Source organism: Verrucosispora sp. CNZ293 (genome assembly GCF_002754655.1).
In genome coordinates, this window is record NZ_PEFR01000001.1 from 3825348 (window position 1) to 3841492 (window position 16145).

General features: G+C 70.4%; 15 protein-coding genes. 1 reads left to right on the top strand and 14 read right to left on the bottom strand.

Features of this window, described 5'->3' with window-relative positions; genetic code table 11:
• Positions 1-67 precede the first annotated feature (67 nt).
• From CLT74_RS17330 to CLT74_RS17385, 12 genes are all read right to left on the bottom strand, one after another.
• Positions 68-1162 carry a pyridoxal-phosphate dependent enzyme gene (locus CLT74_RS17330; RefSeq protein WP_099847469.1) on the bottom strand — a complete coding sequence of 365 codons (1095 nt, stop codon included), beginning with the start codon at positions 1160-1162 and terminating at the stop codon, positions 68-70.
• On the bottom strand, positions 1149-2588 hold the full coding sequence (locus CLT74_RS17335) for an acyltransferase family protein (protein ID WP_486582373.1): 1440 nt from the start codon (positions 2586-2588) through the stop codon (positions 1149-1151). The genes CLT74_RS17330 and CLT74_RS17335 overlap by 14 nt, the downstream gene beginning before the upstream one ends.
• A 143-nt stretch (positions 2589-2731) precedes the next feature.
• Positions 2732-3790, bottom strand: coding sequence for a sensor histidine kinase (locus tag CLT74_RS17340; RefSeq protein WP_099847470.1), 1059 nt, complete (start codon positions 3788-3790; stop codon positions 2732-2734).
• Positions 3787-4452, bottom strand: a complete 666-nt coding sequence (locus CLT74_RS17345; RefSeq protein ID WP_099847471.1) for a response regulator transcription factor — start codon at positions 4450-4452, stop codon at positions 3787-3789. Before CLT74_RS17345 ends, CLT74_RS17340 begins: the two co-directional genes overlap by 4 nt.
• Before the next feature lie 270 nt (positions 4453-4722).
• Positions 4723-5577 carry a type IV toxin-antitoxin system AbiEi family antitoxin domain-containing protein gene (locus CLT74_RS17350; RefSeq protein ID WP_486582376.1) on the bottom strand — a complete coding sequence of 285 codons (855 nt, stop codon included), beginning with the start codon at positions 5575-5577 and terminating at the stop codon, positions 4723-4725.
• 228 nt (positions 5578-5805) lie between these two features.
• Entirely contained in the window at positions 5806-6615 is an 810-nt protein-coding gene (locus CLT74_RS17355; RefSeq protein WP_486582378.1) for a G5 domain-containing protein, read from the bottom strand.
• Positions 6616-6841: 226 nt separating this feature from the next.
• On the bottom strand, positions 6842-8044 hold the full coding sequence (locus CLT74_RS17360) for a saccharopine dehydrogenase C-terminal domain-containing protein (RefSeq protein WP_099847473.1): 1203 nt from the start codon (positions 8042-8044) through the stop codon (positions 6842-6844).
• Entirely contained in the window at positions 8044-9447 is a 1404-nt protein-coding gene (locus tag CLT74_RS17365) for an FAD-dependent oxidoreductase (protein WP_099847474.1), read from the bottom strand. Before CLT74_RS17365 ends, CLT74_RS17360 begins: the two co-directional genes overlap by 1 nt.
• Positions 9444-10277 carry an ABC transporter permease gene (locus CLT74_RS17370; RefSeq protein WP_486582380.1) on the bottom strand — a complete coding sequence of 278 codons (834 nt, stop codon included), beginning with the start codon at positions 10275-10277 and terminating at the stop codon, positions 9444-9446. The genes CLT74_RS17365 and CLT74_RS17370 overlap by 4 nt, the downstream gene beginning before the upstream one ends.
• Before the next feature lie 55 nt (positions 10278-10332).
• The gene (locus CLT74_RS17375; protein WP_099847475.1) at positions 10333-11247 is read right to left on the bottom strand and encodes an ABC transporter permease; all 915 of its coding nucleotides are present in this window, start codon (positions 11245-11247) and stop codon (positions 10333-10335) included.
• Between the two features lie 208 nt (positions 11248-11455).
• On the bottom strand, positions 11456-12607 hold the full coding sequence (locus CLT74_RS17380; RefSeq protein ID WP_099847476.1) for an ABC transporter ATP-binding protein: 1152 nt from the start codon (positions 12605-12607) through the stop codon (positions 11456-11458).
• 1 nt (position 12608) lies between these two features.
• Positions 12609-13793 carry a polyamine ABC transporter substrate-binding protein gene (locus CLT74_RS17385; protein WP_099847477.1) on the bottom strand — a complete coding sequence of 395 codons (1185 nt, stop codon included), beginning with the start codon at positions 13791-13793 and terminating at the stop codon, positions 12609-12611.
• Positions 13794-14004: 211 nt separating this feature from the next.
• On the opposite strand from CLT74_RS17385, the gene CLT74_RS17390 reads away from it, so the two are divergent.
• Positions 14005-14517, top strand: coding sequence for an Lrp/AsnC family transcriptional regulator (locus CLT74_RS17390; RefSeq protein WP_099847478.1), 513 nt, complete (start codon positions 14005-14007; stop codon positions 14515-14517).
• Between the two features lie 155 nt (positions 14518-14672).
• Here the strand turns inward: CLT74_RS17390 and CLT74_RS17395 are convergent, their stop codons facing one another.
• Together CLT74_RS17395 and CLT74_RS17400 are read right to left on the bottom strand one after the other, a co-directional pair.
• On the bottom strand, positions 14673-14867 hold the full coding sequence (locus CLT74_RS17395; protein WP_099847479.1) for a DUF397 domain-containing protein: 195 nt from the start codon (positions 14865-14867) through the stop codon (positions 14673-14675).
• Complete coding sequence (locus CLT74_RS17400) at positions 14858-15646, bottom strand: Scr1 family TA system antitoxin-like transcriptional regulator (RefSeq protein WP_099847480.1); 789 nt, start codon at positions 15644-15646, stop codon at positions 14858-14860. The genes CLT74_RS17395 and CLT74_RS17400 overlap by 10 nt, the downstream gene beginning before the upstream one ends.
• Positions 15647-16145: the final 499 nt, after the last annotated feature.

Here is a 16145-nt window from a genome sequence, read left to right on the forward strand (position 1 = left end):
GCCGTCGCCTCGCTTCGCTCGCCACCCGGCCGGCAACCCAGGCCCGACACTCCGATGATCAACTTGCTCATGCCACTGCCACCTCTTCCTCAAGTCGGGCGGTCGCCGCCAGCCGGGCGACCAGGTCCGCCTCCACGTTTCCGCCGGTCAGCACCACGCCGACCGTGCGCAGCCGATGCCCACCGGCAGCCGCCACCGGCAACCGCTCGGCGGCAGACGCCCACAGCGCCCCGTCATCGCCGAGCGACCGCAGCGTTCCGTCGGCGGCGAGCCGTAACGCGCCGGCCAGGCCGGCCGCGCCCGACGGTTCGACAAGTACCTTCAGCTCCAGCAGGAGCAGCCGGAACGCCTCGGCGATCTCGTCGTCGTCCACCCGCACCACCCCGCGCAAACGGTCGCGTAGGACGGCGAACGGCAGCTCACCCACACAGGACGGACGTAGTCCGTCGGCGATCGTCGGTGCCGGCGTGACCGGAACCGGGCGACCGGCGGCCAGGCTGCGGGCCAGCGAGTCGCAGCCGTGCGGCTCCACGCCGTACACCTCGATCGGCCGGCCGGTCGCGGCCAGGCAGGCACCGGCCACGCCGCCGCCACCGCCCACCGGCAGCACGAGGGCATCCAGCGGGGTGCCGGCCCGCTCGGCCTCCTCGATCAGTTCGAGGCTGGCGCTGCCCTGCCCGGCGATGACGTCCGGATGGTCGTACGCGTCCACGACCGGGTGACCGCTTTCGTCGCTCACCCGGCGGGCCACGGCCAACCGTTCCTCGACGGTCGTGCCGGCGAACACCACCCGCGCTCCCGCCGCACGGGCCCGGGCCACCTTCGTCGGTGCCGCGTCGACCGGAAGCACCACCGTGGCGGCCAACTCGAACCGCCGGGCCGCGAGCGCCACCGCCACCGCGTGGTTGCCGGTGCTCTGCGCGACCACCCCGGCGTGCCCGGCCGTGGCCAGCCGGCCCACCGCGAACAACCCGCCGCGCATCTTGTACGAGCCCCCGGCCTGCAGGTTCTCCGCCTTCAGCAGCACCCGGGCACCGGCCAGCCGGTCGATGGCGGGGACCCGCAGCACCGGGGTACGCAGCACCCGGCCGGCGAGCCAGTTGGCCGCCTCCGGCACGTCGATCGAAGCCGGGACGGCTCCGGACGGATCAGTGTGAGACATGTCCTCTCCTCTGCGGTCGATCAGTGAGGTGCCGTCGGCACGGGTTTTCCGACCCACTCGGCACTCTCGGCGCGGGCGGTTCCGAGCTGCTCGACGCCGGCGGCTCGGGCGCGGGCGGTTTCGGCGCGGGCGGTTTCGGCGCGGGCGGGCTGGGAGTGACGTCGGCTGGGTCGGGCAGGTGGAGGCCCCGGCCGGGCAGGTCGAACAGCCACGTCGCGCGGGCCGCCAGCAGCAGCCGGTGCAGGCCGAGGCTGAGCGCCAGCACGGCGACGGTGACCGAGAACGGGAAACCCAGGGCAAGCGCCAACCGGGCGGAGTCGTCCAGGCCGGCGATCGGATCGGCGACCAGGAGATGCAGCAGCGCCAGCACCGGCATGTGGATGACGTAGATCGGCAGGGTCTGGCGGCCGAGGGCGGCGAGCGGCTCCCCGACCGCAGGCCACCGGGCCAGTCGGACGGCAACGGCGACGCCGAACAGAATCGCGAGGACGGAGACCAGCGGCGCCACGCCGGGCAGTCGAGCGGTGCCGGTCGCCGCCACGGCGACCAGCGCGGCGGCGTACGCCCCTGCGGCCAGCAGCAGCCGGCGGCCGGTGACCGCGTCGGCCCACTGCCGGACGTACCCGCGCAGGTGCAGCCCGGCCAGGAAGAACACCAGGTTCTGGTAGAGACCGGCCCGGTTGCCCGGAGTGTCGACAAGCCCCGCCGCGGCGACCGCACTCAACGTCCCGGCGGCGACCAGCAGCACTGCGGGGTGAACCCGTCGCAGCGCCTTGGCCAGCACGAAGTACAGCGCCAGCGCGTACAGGTACCAGAGGTTGGACGGGGTGACCGTCAGCTGTGTCAGCAGGTCACCGAGGTCGCGCGCCCGGTCGGTCGGGAAGTCCGGGGCGAGGGCCAGCACGGCAGTGTGGATCATCAGCCAGACGCCGTACAGGTAGAGGAAGCGGGCGGCTCGGGGCCGGGCGACCGACCGCCAGGGCCGCTGCACGGCGGTCGCCGCGAACATGCCGGAGATGGTGAAGAACAGCGGCATCCGCATCGGTAGCAGCAGTTCGCCGAAGGTTCCCCAGGCACCCGGCACCGGCACGTCGAGCCGCCAGTCGATCTGTAGGTAGTCCTTGACGATCACATGCCAGAGCAGGACCAGCAGGATGCAGCCGCCCTTCGCGACATCAGCCCAGGCCAGCCTGGCGCCGACCGAAGCCGACCCGGTGCCGGCCGAGCCCGACTCCATGGCGGCCGAGCCCGGGGCGGTGCCGGCCGAGCCCGGGGCGGTGCCGGCCGAGCCCGGGGCGGTGCCGGCCGAGCCCGGGGCGGTGCCGGCCGAGCCCGGGGCGGTGCCGGCCGAGCCCGGGGCGGTGCTGCCGCCGGGGGTGGGCCGGCCGACGGCCGTATCGACCGCGGCCTGTTCCCGGGTGGTCATGCTCTCTCCTCTCCGTCGCGGTGCACGCCGGCCAGTTGGCTTCCGGCACGCCGGGTCGGCCGGCGGGCACGCCGAAGGTCGGGCTGCCGCGGTGTGCGGCCCCGATTTCTGGGCTGTGGTTCGATGCCGGCCGGGCGGCCGGGTCAGGATGCGGTGGGCAGTTGGACGTCCACCCGCAGCCCGCCGTACTCGGCCGGTCGAGCGGCGATCAGGCCGTCGTGCGCCTGGGTGATCGAGCGGGCGATGGCCAGGCCGAGGCCGGCGCCACCGCTCTGGTTCGTCCGGTCCCGGGCCAGGCGCCGGAACGGCTCGAAGAGCCCTGCCACCGCCTCCGCCGGCACCACCTGGCCCGTGTTGACAACGGTCAGGGTCGGGTTGTGTCCGACCGTGACGGTGAGGGTGCCGCCCGGCCGGTTGTACTTGATCGCGTTCTCCACCAGGTTCGTCACCAGGCGTTCCAGCAGCACCCGCTCACCTGTCACCATTCGGGGCTCCAGGTGGCTCTGCACCGTCACCCCGGCCTCGGTGATCCGGTCCTGGTACGCGGCCAGCACCCCGGTGACGATCTGGTCGAGGCGCTGGGGCGTACGCGAACGTAGCCCCTGGTCGCTCTCGCTGAGCGCGAGCAGCCCCTCGATGAGCCGCTCGTTACGTTCGTTTGTCTCCAGCAGTTGCCCGGTCAGCAGTTCCAGTTGTTCACCGCTGAGCGACCGGGCCATGCCGACCTCGATGAGCGTCCGCTGCACCGCCAACGGCGTACGCAGTTCGTGGGAGGCGTTCGCGGCGAACCGCCGCTGCCCCTCGTAGCCCGCGGCGATGCGCTCCATCATCGCGTCGATGGACCGGGCCAGCCGGGCCAACTCGTCGTTGCCGCGCGGCCGGAGTCGGTGACCCAGATTCTGTGGTCCGACCTGCGCGATCGGCCCGGCCAGATCCCGCACCGGGCGCAGGCACCACAGCGCGGCGGCCCAGATCCCGGCGATCGAGAGCACGAGGATGCCCAGCCCGGTGAGCGGGACGGCCAGGACGGCGAAGTCCCGCGCCGGTTGGCACACGAATCCCACACCGGGCAGGCCGGTCCGGCACAGCCCGCTGGCACCCACCCACAGCTCGCCGAGCACCGACTTGGTCAGACCAGGCAGGGCGTACCCGACGAGCAGAGCGAGTACGCCGACCAGCACGACACGTCGGCGCGGGGTCATCCGGCACCGCCGATGCGGTACCCGGCCCGGGGCACGGTGTGGATGACCTGCGGCTCACCGAGCTTCTTCCGCAGCGTCATCACGGTGACCCGGACCACGTTCGTGAACGGGTCGGCGAACTCGTCCCACGCCTGCTCCAGCAGTTCCTCAGCGCTTACCACCCGGCCTTCGGCCCGCAGCAGTACGTGCAGCACCGCGAACTCCTTCGGGCTCAGGCTGACCGACCGGCCGTCCCGAGTGACCGAGTGCCGAGCCACATCCAGCACGACGCCGTACGCCGCCAGCACCGGCGGGACGGCCGGGGCGGAACGCCGACCCAACGCCTGGACCCGGGCGACCAGTTCGGCGAAGGCGAACGGCTTGGTCAGGTAGTCGTCAGCACCCAGCCCCAGACCCTCCACCCGGTCCCGGATCCCGGCGGCGGCGGTGAGCAGCAGCACCCGGGTACCGGAGCCGGACGCGGCGAGGCTGCGACACACCTCGTCCCCGGTTTGCCCCGGCATGTCCCGGTCCAGCACCGCGACGTCGTACCGGTTCACCCCTACCCGCTCCAACGCTCCGTCACCGTCGTAGCAGACGTCCACCGCCATCGAGAGGCGACGCAGCCCCTCGGCGACGGTGTCCGCCAACAACCGCTCGTCGTCCGCCACCAGCACCCGCACGCTTCCGCTCCCCCATGGTTCTCGCTGTCGGGCATACGTTCTCAGGCACGAGTTAAGGGTTCCGTAAGCGCCCGCCCCACCAATACTCCACGTAACCACCCCCCACCCCCACCCCTCGCCCCACAGGTCCGCGATCATGCAGTTATGGCACCCGTTATGTACGTATTAGCCACTTATGGCAGGTACCACAACTGCATGATCGACGAAGGTCAGGCGGCGTGGGCGGGGCAAAGGCCCCGGCGCGAAGGCCCAGTGGGGTTGGGCGGGGGGTCAGCGGGTGAGGAGGGTACGGATGGTGGCGGCGATGTGGGTGGGGCGACGGTAGAGGTCATGGGCAGTGAAATGCCGCATCCGCCAGCCCTCGGCGGCCAGCCAGTTCATCCGCGCCCGATCCTGCCGGAGACGGTCAGGGTCAAGGTGGGAAACTCCGTCGTACTCGATGCCTATCCGATACTCGCGGTACGCCAGATCGAGTCGGTAGATCCCCAGGCCGTCCCGGTCGTGCACCCAGCACTGCGGCTCGGGAACCGGCAGTCCGGCATCCACGAGAAGCAGTCTCAGCTGACTCTCCTGGCGGCACTCGGGGCGGGGGTCGGCCAGATCGACCAGGCGCCGCGCCTGCCGGACACCACGCAAGGCTCGGTGGGCGACAAGTTCACCTCGCAGCCCTTCAAGGGTGCAGGCACCGACCCGTAGGCACAGATCCAACACCGGCAGGGCGTCCATCCGCCGTAACGTCCGCGCAAGGTCGATCGCGCACCGGGAGGCGGGCGCACACGGGACGTCACCGATCCACATCGGGTCCCGGACCGGCACGATGGACTCGTGCGTCACGACCCCCCGCAATCGCGGCACCACCAGACCGGCAGGCACGATTACGTGCAGATCGTCGGAGCGGGCGTCGCCGAACCCGTGCAATGACGCGCCGCTGTGGTAGCCCAGGGCGCAACCCTTCGGCAGCCGGTCAAAAACCGCAGCGAGACGTTCATCCGGTCCGGGGTCGGTCATCGGCCCGTACACCCCTCGGCTCAACCGAGCGAGCGCGCCCGCCTCAACCCGGCACCTGACCCGCCCACGGCTCCAACCCGACGCCAGTAACTCGGAGTATCGAAACACGTCCGCCACAGCACCGCACTGTGCTCCAACACCGAGCCGGTTTCTGCCCCCTGTGGACAGCCAGAGGTCCTGTGGAAAACCCCCACCCCACCACCTGTCTCTGCTAGCCCCAGCGATCGGTCCCGCCGATCATGCAGTTGTGGCACCCCCAAAAAGGGCTATACGTGATGTAACGACAACCACAACTGCATGATCGGCGCGCAGAGAGGGCGGGAGGGGCCGGGGCGGTGGGGTGGGTTAGTCGCAGCCCCAGCCGTCGTTGTCGCGGTCGAGGTCGTAGATGTCCGTGCCGATGACCTTGACCGGACCAGTCACGTACGCGGGTCCGTTGCCGCTGCCGCCGGCACAGTCGACATCGCTGGCGATCGGCACGCAGGGGGTGTAGTTGGGGTCGCATCGGGAGGCCGGTTTGGTGCCCTCAGCGACGACTTCGGTGACCGGCTTCTTCGTCACGACCGAGTTGACCAGCTCCTTGTCCGTCTGGACCCCGTCCACCACTGTCACCTGATAGGTCAGGGTGCGCATGCCATCCACGCCTCGGGTCCGGACCACCCGCTTTCCCTCGGCCAGCGACGAGTCCTGCACGGTGCGGGTGCCGTGCCGGATGGGTTTCTTCTCGACCTCGCTGCGCGTCTGCACAACGGGGGTAGGGCTCGTGGTGATGTCGCTTGGTTCAGAAAGTTCGCTCACCGCCGACGCACCGTTAGACGTCGGCGCCGGTGCCGGCGTGCCTGTGGCATCCGGTACTGGTGCACCGGAAGTGGCCGGTACCGGCTCCGCACCGTCGGAAGTGGACGTGTCCGGCGCGGGTGCCACTGTGGCGACGATGGCCGGGGCGGACTCCTCGGCGGCCGTGCCGGTGCGCAGCGGTTCCGGTTCGTCGATGAGGGCACCCACGAAGGTGCCGCCCGCGCAGCAGAGCAGCACGAACGACATAAGCACTCCACCCAGGATCAGGGTTACCCGGTGGCCAGGGCTGAGCCGGCTGAACCAGTTCGGCGGTGGGGCAGGCTGCGGCTGGCCCGGAAAGGCGATCGGAGTTGTCACATACATGAGTCTCGTCGGCGGTACTCACCGCGCTATCCCCTGGCACGTCGATCACCCTCACCGAATGCGTTGGTCAGGTAACCATCACGTCGGCGACTCGGCATCGATTGTCATGCCGTCGGCACAACTGGCTGCTGACTGTCATCGCGATCGGTAGCGTCGCTCCTGCGAAAGGACGAGCCCTGACGGAGCAGCCGACGCGCGGAGAAGATCGGGCCGCGACAGCTCAGCGTTCCTCGAGGCCCCAGGGGGAGTTGTGGGCGGTCAGCAGGTTGAGGAAGGGTTTTGGGGGGAACGCCTCCGGGCCGAGGACGCCGACACCGGACCACGCGCCGCCGGCCAGTAGTTCCAGTGCCACGACCGGGTTGACTGCGGTCTGCCAGACCACCGCCTGGTGGCCGTACTCCTGCATCGACCATTCGTTGTCGACCACGTGGTAGAGGTAGACCTCGCGTGGTCGGCCGTCGACTCCGGTGCCCCGTACCCAGGTGCCGGCGCAGGTCTTGCCACGCATCCGCTCGCCGAGGGTGGCCGGGTCGGGCAGGCAGGCGGCCACCACGTCCCGGGGTGACACCGACGCGCCGCCCACCCGCACCGGTGACGTCCCGGACAGGCCGAGCCGGTGCAGCGTCTTCAGCACCTCGATGAACTCGTCGCCGAGCCCGTACTTGAAGGTGACCCGTCGAGCCGGCACCCAGCGCGGGATCAGCAGCACCTCCTCGTGCTCGACGTTCACACACTCCACCGGCCCGATGCCGGCCGGGAAGTGGAACACCTCAGGTTCGCTGAACGGCTCGGTGGTGAACCAGCCCCGCCCGGCCTCCCAGATCACCGGCGGGTTGAGGCACTCCTCGATCGTGGTCCAGATGGAGAAGGACGGGGCGAAGTCGTAGCCGTCGACGGACAGGTTGGCCCCGTCGCGTACCCCGATCTCGTCGATCTCGGCGAACAGTTCGTCGGCGGCGTACCTGGCGAAGACGTCGGACAGGCCCGGTTCGACGCCGATGCCGCACAGCGCCAGCCGGCCGGCCGCCGCCCACCTGTCGGCCACCGCGAACTGCTCGTCGCCGAGCTTGACGCCGGTCTCCTGGTAGGGCCGGGCCGGATGCGGCCGGGACAGCGACATCGCCATGTCGAGGTAGTCGGCGCCGGCCGCGTACGCCCCGTCGAAGATCGGCATGACGAAGCGCGGGTCGACCGCGTTGAGCACGTGGGTGATCCGGTGTTCCCGGCACAGCGCGGCGACCGCGTCCGCGTCGGCCGCGTCGACGGACGCCGCGACGAAGCGGGAGTCGTGGCCGGCGACGGCCCGCGCGGCGCGGACCGGATCGTGGTCGGCGACCACCATGGTCTCGAAGAACGCGCGCCGGGCCGCGATGGCGACCACCGCGGAGCCGACGCCACCAGCACCGACGAGCAGGATACGCATCACGAGTCGAACCCCAGACCAAACCGATCGAGCGTACGGAGCCACAGGTTGCGCCGCCCCTGCCGCGCGTCGGCGCGGGCCAGGGACCAACGGGTCAGCCCGATGCCCACCGCGCGGGCCGGTTCGGGTGGGAACGGCAGCGGCCGGTCGCGGACCAGGTTGAGCCGGGTCAGCGGGGTGTCCGCGCCGTCGAGCAGGTCGAGCATCACCCGGGCACCGAACCGGGTCGCGCCGACACCGAGCCCGGTGTAGCCGGCCGCGTAGGCGAGCCGACCGTCGTACGCGGTGCCGAAGAACTGGCAGAACCGGGTGCAGGTGTCGATCACCCCACCCCAGCGGTGACTGAATCGCACGCCGTCGAGCTGCGGAAAGGTGCTGAAGAAATGATCGGCGAGGGTGGTGAAGGTGGCGTCCCGCTGCTCCAGTGCGGGCGCCACCCGGTTGCCGTAGTGGTAGACGGCGTCGTAGCCGCCGAACAGGATCCGGTTGTCGGCGGTGATCCGGTAGTAGTGGAACTGGTTGCCGCTGTCCGCCAACCCCTGCCGGTGACGCCAGCCGACGGCGTTCCGCTGCTCGGTGCTCAGCGGCTCGGTCATCAGCGCGTAGTCGTACACCGGCACGGTCCAGGCCCGCAGCCGGCGCAGCAGCGGCGGAAAGGCGTTGGTGGCCAGCACCACCCGCCCGGCCCGCACCGCCCCGGGCACCCCCTCGACCCCGACGGTACGCGCGAACAGCGCGGCCCCGTCCCGGCGGAGCCCGGCGACCCGGGTGTGCTCGTGGATCCGTACGCCCGCCGCCAGGCAGGCCCGACGCAGACCCCAGGCCAGCCGGGCGGGGTCGAGCATGGCCACCCGGTCCCGGTCCCACAACCCGCCGAGGTACGTCGGCGAGTTCACCTCGGCGCGTACCTCGTCGGCATCGAGCAGGCTCACCTGGTGCCCGTACCGGCGAGCCAGGTCGACCTCCTCGGCCAGCCCGGCGAGCTGGTACGGCTCGACGGCGACGGCCAGTTCGCCGGTGCGCTCGAAGTCGCAGTCGATGCCGTACTCGGCCACCGTCGCCTCGATCGCGTCGAGGTTCTCCCGACCGAGTCGTTCCAGCTCACCGATCTCGTCGGGGAACCGCCGGGCCCCGTTGGCCAGTCCGTGGGTCAGTGAGGCGGCACAGAACCCGCCGTTGCGTCCGGAGGCGGCCCAGCCACAGGTACCCGCCTCGACCAGCAGCACGTCCCGCCCGGGATCGGCCCGCCGGGCCAGCAACGCCGCCCACAACCCGCTGTAGCCACCGCCGATCACCAGCAGGTCGGCGCTCGTCGCGCCGGTCAGCGGCGGCAGCGGCGCGGGCCGGTCCGGTCGGTCCAGCCAGTACGGCATCCGCGCCGCGTCGGCCAGGGCCCGGCTCATGGCCGGCCGTTCCCCTGGGCGGGAGCCGGCACGATCGTCGCCCGGCGGGCCCGCCGGCCGCGCACCGAGGTGGCCAGCACCAGCAGCAACGCGACCAGGAACATGGCTGTGCCGATGACGTTGACCTGCGGTGGGATGCCCCGTTGGGCGGCGCCCCAGACGTACATCGGGAACGTGACGGTGGTGCCCGAGTTGAAGTTCGTGATGATGAAGTCGTCGAAGCTGAGCGAGAACGCCAGCAGTGCGGCGGCCACGATGCCGGGCAGCACCAGCGGCAGGGTGATCCGCCGGAACGTCTGCCACTCGCTGGCGTACAGGTCCATCGCGGCTTCCTCCAGCCGCCGGTCCATCCCGCTCAGCCGGGCCTTCACCGTCACCACCACGAACGACACGCAGAACATGACGTGGGCGATGACGATCGTCCAGAAGCCGAGGGGCACACCACCGGAGACGAAGAGGGCGAGCAACGAGGTACCCATCACCAGTTCCGGCGTCGCCATCGGCAGAAAGATCAGCACGTTCAGCCCGGACCGGCCCCGGAACCGGTGCCGGGCCAGGGCGAACGCCATGAGCGTGCCGAGCACGGTGGCCGCCACGGTGGCGAGGAACCCGATCTGCACACTGCGCAGCACCGCGTCGCACATGTCGGAGGTGGCGCACGGGCTGCGCCAGTTGTCGAGGGTGAACTCGTTGAAGTCGTAGGACAGCCGGCTGGAGGGGCGGTTGAACGACAGCGCGGCGACCACGGCGATCGGCAGGAACAGGTAGCCGAGCACCAGCAGCGCCACGCCCATCACCCAGTGCTCGGCGAACCAACGGGAGATCCTCACGGTGCCCGCCTTTCGTTCGCGACTGCGGGGCTCCGCTGCGCTGCACTCCTCGCGCTCACAGGACGTCCTCCGTGCCGGCGCGGCGCAGGTAGACGAAGACCACCGCGAGGATCGCCGACATCAGCAGGAACGACAGCGCGGCACCCTGCGGGTAGTCGAGCCGGACCAGGAACGCCGAGTCGATGACGTTGCCGATCATGTACTCGTTCGGGGTGCCGAGCAGTTCCGCGTTTATGTAGTCGCCGGTCGCCGGGATGAAGAAGAGCAGGGTGCCGGCGATCAGGCCGGGCATCGACAGCGGCAGGGTGACCCGCCGGAACGTCTTCAGCGGGCTCGCGTACAGGTCGCTCGACGCCTCCAGCAGCCGGTAGTCCAGCCGTTCCAGGCTCGCGTACAGCGGGAGCACCAGGAACGGCAGGAAGTTGTACGTCAGGCCGAGCACCACGGCGATCGGGGTGGCCAGCAGCCGCCCGTCCGGCCCGAGCAGGTGCACGTCACGCAGCAGCCCGACCAGCCAGCCGTTGTCCGACAGGATCGTCTTCCAGGCCAACGTGCGCACCAGGAAGCTCGTGAACATCGGTGCGATCACGCAGACCAGCAGCAGGTTCTTCCACCGGCCGGCCTTCTGCGCGATCGCGTACGCCAGCGGGTAGCCCATCAGCAACGCCAGCACCAGGGCGATGCCGGCGTACAGGAAGGATCGCGCGAACTGCGGCCAGTACGCCTGCAACGCCGTCGGGTAGTTGTCGAACGCCCAGGTCAGCACGTACCCGGTGGAGATCGAGCCGGTGGGGTCGTAGAGGCTGGCTGCGGCGAGCTGCACCAACGGCACGGCGAAGAACAGGACCAGCCAGGCCGCGCCCGGCAGCAACAGCAGGTACGGCAGGAGCCGGTACCGCCCCGATCGGGCAGCCGGCGGCGGCGACGCCGACTGCCCGGAGCCGACGGGTACGTGAGCCAGCGCGCTCACCGGAGCACCGCCTTCGTTCGCGACTGCGGGGCTCGCAGAACCGGCTCACTCCTCGCGCTCACCGGAGCACCGCCTTCGTTCGCGACTGCGGGGCTCGCAGAACCGGCTCACTCCTCGCGCTCACCGGAGCACCGCCTTCGTTCGCGACTGCGGGGCTCGCAGAACCGGCTCACTCCTCGCGCTCACCGGAGCACCTCGCTTCGCCGGCTCATGAGGACGCACCTACCGGCTCGTCCAGGACCGGGGCGGTCCGGTCGGGGTCGTCGGCATCCCGGCCGAGCAGGAAGGCGTGCCGCGGATCCCAGTACGCCACGGCCCGCTCGCCGACCGCGAAGCGCTGCTGGGCCCCGCTGTTGGCGACGAACACGCTCAGCTCGGTGCCCCAGCCGGTGCGCAGCAGGTACTGCGTGCTCACCCCGACGTAGGAGGCGTCGGTGACGACGCCTTCGAGGTGCTGGTTGCCGCCGGGCACCTGCACGGCCGCCCCGACCAGGTGCAGCTTCTCCGGGCGTACGCCCAGGAAGACCGGGCCCTGGTCGGTGCGGGACCGCGCCGACGGCACGGAGAACCGCGCGCCGTGCGCGGTGACCAGCAGGTCGTCCCCGCTGCCGCCGGAGACGTCACCGGCGATCAGGTTGGACTGGCCGAGGAAGTTGGCCACGAAGGCGGTCGCCGGGAACTCGTAGATCTCGGCCGGTGCGCCGAGTTGTTCGATCCGGCCGGCGTTCATCACCGCGACCGTGTCCGCCATGGTCATGGCTTCCTCCTGGTCGTGGGTGACGTGCACGAAGGTGATGCCGACCTCGGTCTGGATGCGTTTGAGTTCGATCTGCATCTGGCGGCGCAGCTTGAGATCGAGCGCACCGAGCGGCTCGTCGAGCAGCAGCACCTGCGGGTGGTTGATGAGGGCCCGGGCCAACGCGACGCGCTGCTGCTGGCCGCCGGAGAGCTGAGCCGGACGGCGTCGCTCGTACCCGTCGAGCTGCACCAGGGACAGCATCTGGCGCACCTGGCCGTCGACCGAGCGGATGCCGCGCCGCCGCAGCCCGAATGCGACGTTCTCGAAGATGTCCAGGTGCGGGAAGAGGGCGTAGCTCTGGAACACCGTGTTGACAGGTCGTTTGTACGGTCGCAGTCGGGCGATGTCCCGGTCACCGAGCAGCACCTGCCCGCTTGTCGGTTCCTCCAGCCCGGCGACCATCCGCAGCGTGGTGGTCTTGCCGCAGCCGGACGCGCCCAGCAGGGCGAAGAACGAGCCCTGCGGAACTGTCAGGCTCAGGTCGTCGACCGCGGTGAAGGCGCCGAAGGTCTTGGTGAGGTTGGCCAGCCTCAGGTCGCCGGCCGGAGTCTCCCGCGCCATCTCACGCTCCGATAACCTGCTGGAACTTGGTCTCGTACTCGCGTTCCTGCTGTTCGTCCAGGGCCATGAAGACCCGGGACTTGGCGAGCATGGCCTCGTCCGGGAAGATCAGCGGGTTCGCCGCCAGCTCCGGATCGATCTTCTCCATCTCCGCCTGCGCCCCCTGCACCGGGCAGATGTAGTTGACGTACGCGGCGAGCTGGGCGGCGACCGCCGGGTCGTAGTAGTAGTTGATCAGCTCTTCGGCGTTGGCCTTGTGGCTGGCCTGGTTCGGCACCAGCATGTTGTCCGACCAGAGCATCACGCCGGAGTCGGGCACCACGAACCTGATCCGTTCGTCCTCGAAGCCGAGCTGGATGATGTCGCCGGACCAGCCGACGCACGCGGCGATGTCCCCCTTGGCCAGGTCCGGGGCGTAGTCGTTGCCGGTGAAGCGGCGGATCTGGCCGGAGTCCACGGCCCGCTTGAGCTTGGCGAGCGCGTCGTCGAACTGGGCGGCGGTGAAGTCCGCCGGGTTGTGGCCGTTGGACATCAACAGCAGGCCCATCGTGTCGCGCATCTCGCTGAGCGCTGTCACCTTGCCCTTGAGGTCGGGGCGGGTGAGCAGTTCGTCGACGGTACGGATCTCCCCGGTGACCCGGCCGTTGTAGGCCAGTCCGGCGAGGCCGGACTGCCACGGCACGGCGAGCTGGTTGTCGGCGTCGAAGGGGCGGTTACGCAGCGACGGCAGGAGGTTGGCCTCGACGTTCGGCAGCTTCGCTTTGTCGAGCTTCTGGATCCAGCCGAGCCGGATCATCCGGGCGGCCATCCAGTCGGTGAGCACCATGATGTCGCGTCCGGTGCTCTGACAGGCGGCAAGCTGGTTCTGCACCTTGCCGAAGAACTCGTTGTTGTCGTTGACGTCCTCGGTGTAGGTCACCTGGATGCCGGTCCTGCTGACGAACCCGTCCAGGCTGGGACGCTTCGACTCGTCGTCCTCGTCGACGTCCATGTACTGCGGCCAGTTGGAGAAGGCGAGCGTCTTCTCCGTGCCGGACAGATCCTCGCTGACGCATCCCTCCTCGGTCTGCTGAGCGGCAGGGGTGCCGCAGCCGGCCAGGGTGCCGCCCGCCGCGAGCAGCGCGGCCGAGCCGAGAGTGCCGGTGAGCAGACCACGCCGGGTGAGGGGTCGGTAGGCACTACGCATATGACGACTCCTATGGGTGATCGTCGGCGCCGGGACGGGGGCGGGCGCGCCGGCTGAGGCTGGAGGGTCAGTGGCGATAGACGACTGATCCTGACATGAGAGAACCTCACTCACAAGGGATTCCGTTGCCGGGATAGCTCCTCACGACGAATTACGCCAGAGTGACCGATGACGCTAGGCTCACCCCGGTGACGGACATGGGGAGCGGTCGATGACGAACCGGCAGCAGGACGGCGGCAACGGTGGACGCCGGGTCAGCGTGCGCGAGGGCGCCAGCCACGCCCTGCTCGACGACGTGGCGAAGCAGATCATCGAGCAGTTGCAGGAGGACGGCCGCCGCCCGTACGCCACGATCGGCAAGGCGGTGGGGCTCTCCGAAGCGGCGGTACGCCAACGCGTACAGCGCCTGCTCGACGCCGGAGTGATGCAGATCGTCGCGGTGACCGACCCGCTCCAACTGGGCTTCCCCCGGCAGGCCATGATCGGGCTACGCACCGACGGTGACCTGGAGAGCGTCGCCGACCGCCTCGCCGAGTTGGACGAGGTCGACTACGTGGTGATCACCGCCGGCTCGTTCGACCTCCTGGCCGAGGTGGTCTGCCGCAACGACGAGCACCTGCTGGAGATCCTGCAACGACTGCGGGCGGTCGACGGGGTGCTGTCGACCGAGGCGTTCGTCTACCTCAAGCTGCGCAAGCAGACCTACAGCTGGGGCACCGCCTGACCCGCGCCGCCTTGGCACCCACCCCGACGGTTTGATCCACTCAACATGCCGCATCCCGCGCCATCCGGGTCCCGTGAGACCGCGACATGCCGCATCCGACGGCGACGGAGCCGGGTGCGGCCACCAGCTCTGGCAGGCCGAGAGCGAGCGGGGGCTCAGTCCGTACCGCGTGCGGCAGTGGCGACGAAGGCCCGCCAGGCGCCGGGGGTGAAGGCAAGGGTGCCACCGGCCCGGTCCTTGCTGTCGCGCACCAGGATGCGGCCGGGCAGATTGTCGGCCACCTCGACGCAGGCACCGCCGTTGTTGCTGCTGCGAGTGGCGGTGCGCCAGCGGGCGTCGGTCATGTCCATGTCGTCGCCACTTCCCTGATCAGCTCGATGGACCCTCGACGGGGCAGCGCCTCACCCGTGACGCTCTCCCATCTCGCGCCCAGGCTAGCAAGGTCGGCACTCTCGGTCACCACCTGACCGCGAAGCTGATTGTCCAGATAGGCCGCTTCGGCACCGTCCGCCATCCGGGCCAGCACGAACGGCCCGGCCAGGCCGGTGTGCCACGGATTCTCCGCCGGAATGACCCGGACCTGCACGCACTCTCGCTCGCCCAGGTCAGCCAGGTGGGTCAGTTGCCTGGCCATCACCGCCCGCTCGCCGCCCACCCGCCGACGCAGCACCACCTCGTCGAGCACCGCGATGAACTGGAGCGGAACATCCCGCTCCAGTACCCGCTGCCGGGCCAGCCGCGCCGCCACGATCTCCTCGGCCTCCGTCGGCGACAGCAGGCCGCCGGTGGCCAGCACCGCCCGGGCGTACGCCTCGGTCTGGAGCAGGCCCGGCACCAGCAGCGGCTCGTACCACCGGATGGACCGGGCGTCCTGCTCCAGTTCCGCCCACTCCCGGAACCAGGGCAGATCCCGGCGGCGGAACGGCTCCGGCCAGAGTTCCCTGGCCGGTCGCCCGAGGAGGTTGGCCACCGCGATCCTGGTCCTCGGGTGCGGAATCCGCCCGTCCGCCAGCCAGCGCGCGGTCGTCTTCGGGTCGACGCCCACCTTGCCGGCCAGGGATTCGACCGTCTCACCCTTGTCCGCCATCGCCACCCGCAGCGCCTCGTTGCCCGCCGCACCGTTGCCCATCGCGCCCTCCCGACTCGCATCACACTCCGGCGCACGCTAGTCACCAGGGGTGGCCGTGTCCGCCCACTACCGGCGTGTTGCGGACAGGACTGTTTCGCGCATCCGAGATGCGCTCCAGATGCCCCCGAGACGCCCTGGAAACGGCACCGATCACGGTCGATCCGGATGGCGGCGGCCGTGACCGAACCATCGGCCAAAGCCTCCGTCGACGCCGCCGCATCCATCCGCCCGGCCCCGGTCCACCCACGCCTTCCTCGACACCGCCACGCCCCCATCCACCCGACGCCGGCCCATCCACGCCTTCCTCGACACCGCCACGCCATCCAACTGCCACTGGTCCGCCTTCTCCCTGGCACCTCCCCCCCGAGCACTCCGGCAACGTTCCGGCCGGGTCGGCGACGACAGCCGGGGGTCGGTCGGGGCGCAGAGGAGCGGTCGGCCGCAGTGCGGATTCCGTTGCTTATAGCCGTCCAGGAACATTAAATCCGTTGCGTAAGTG

What these genes read in the sequence shown, in the direction of transcription:
- CLT74_RS17340 (WP_099847470.1), bottom strand. Translation starts at nt 3,790, where the DNA reads ATGACCCCGCGCCGACGTGTCGTGCTGGTCGGCGTACTCGCTCTGCTC.
- CLT74_RS17380 (WP_099847476.1), bottom strand. Translation starts at nt 12,607, where the DNA reads ATGGCGCGGGAGACTCCGGCCGGCGACCTGAGGCTGGCCAACCTCACC.
- CLT74_RS17360 (WP_099847473.1), bottom strand. Translation starts at nt 8,044, where the DNA reads ATGCGTATCCTGCTCGTCGGTGCTGGTGGCGTCGGCTCCGCGGTGGTC.
- CLT74_RS17385 (WP_099847477.1), bottom strand. Translation starts at nt 13,793, where the DNA reads ATGCGTAGTGCCTACCGACCCCTCACCCGGCGTGGTCTGCTCACCGGC.
- CLT74_RS17395 (WP_099847479.1), bottom strand. Translation starts at nt 14,867, where the DNA reads ATGGACATGACCGACGCCCGCTGGCGCACCGCCACTCGCAGCAGCAAC.
- CLT74_RS17330 (WP_099847469.1), bottom strand. Translation starts at nt 1,162, where the DNA reads ATGTCTCACACTGATCCGTCCGGAGCCGTCCCGGCTTCGATCGACGTG.
- CLT74_RS17335 (WP_486582373.1), bottom strand. Translation starts at nt 2,588, where the DNA reads ATGACCACCCGGGAACAGGCCGCGGTCGATACGGCCGTCGGCCGGCCC.
- CLT74_RS17390 (WP_099847478.1), top strand. Translation starts at nt 14,005, where the DNA reads ATGACGAACCGGCAGCAGGACGGCGGCAACGGTGGACGCCGGGTCAGC.
- CLT74_RS17400 (WP_099847480.1), bottom strand. Translation starts at nt 15,646, where the DNA reads ATGGGCAACGGTGCGGCGGGCAACGAGGCGCTGCGGGTGGCGATGGCG.
- CLT74_RS17365 (WP_099847474.1), bottom strand. Translation starts at nt 9,447, where the DNA reads ATGAGCCGGGCCCTGGCCGACGCGGCGCGGATGCCGTACTGGCTGGAC.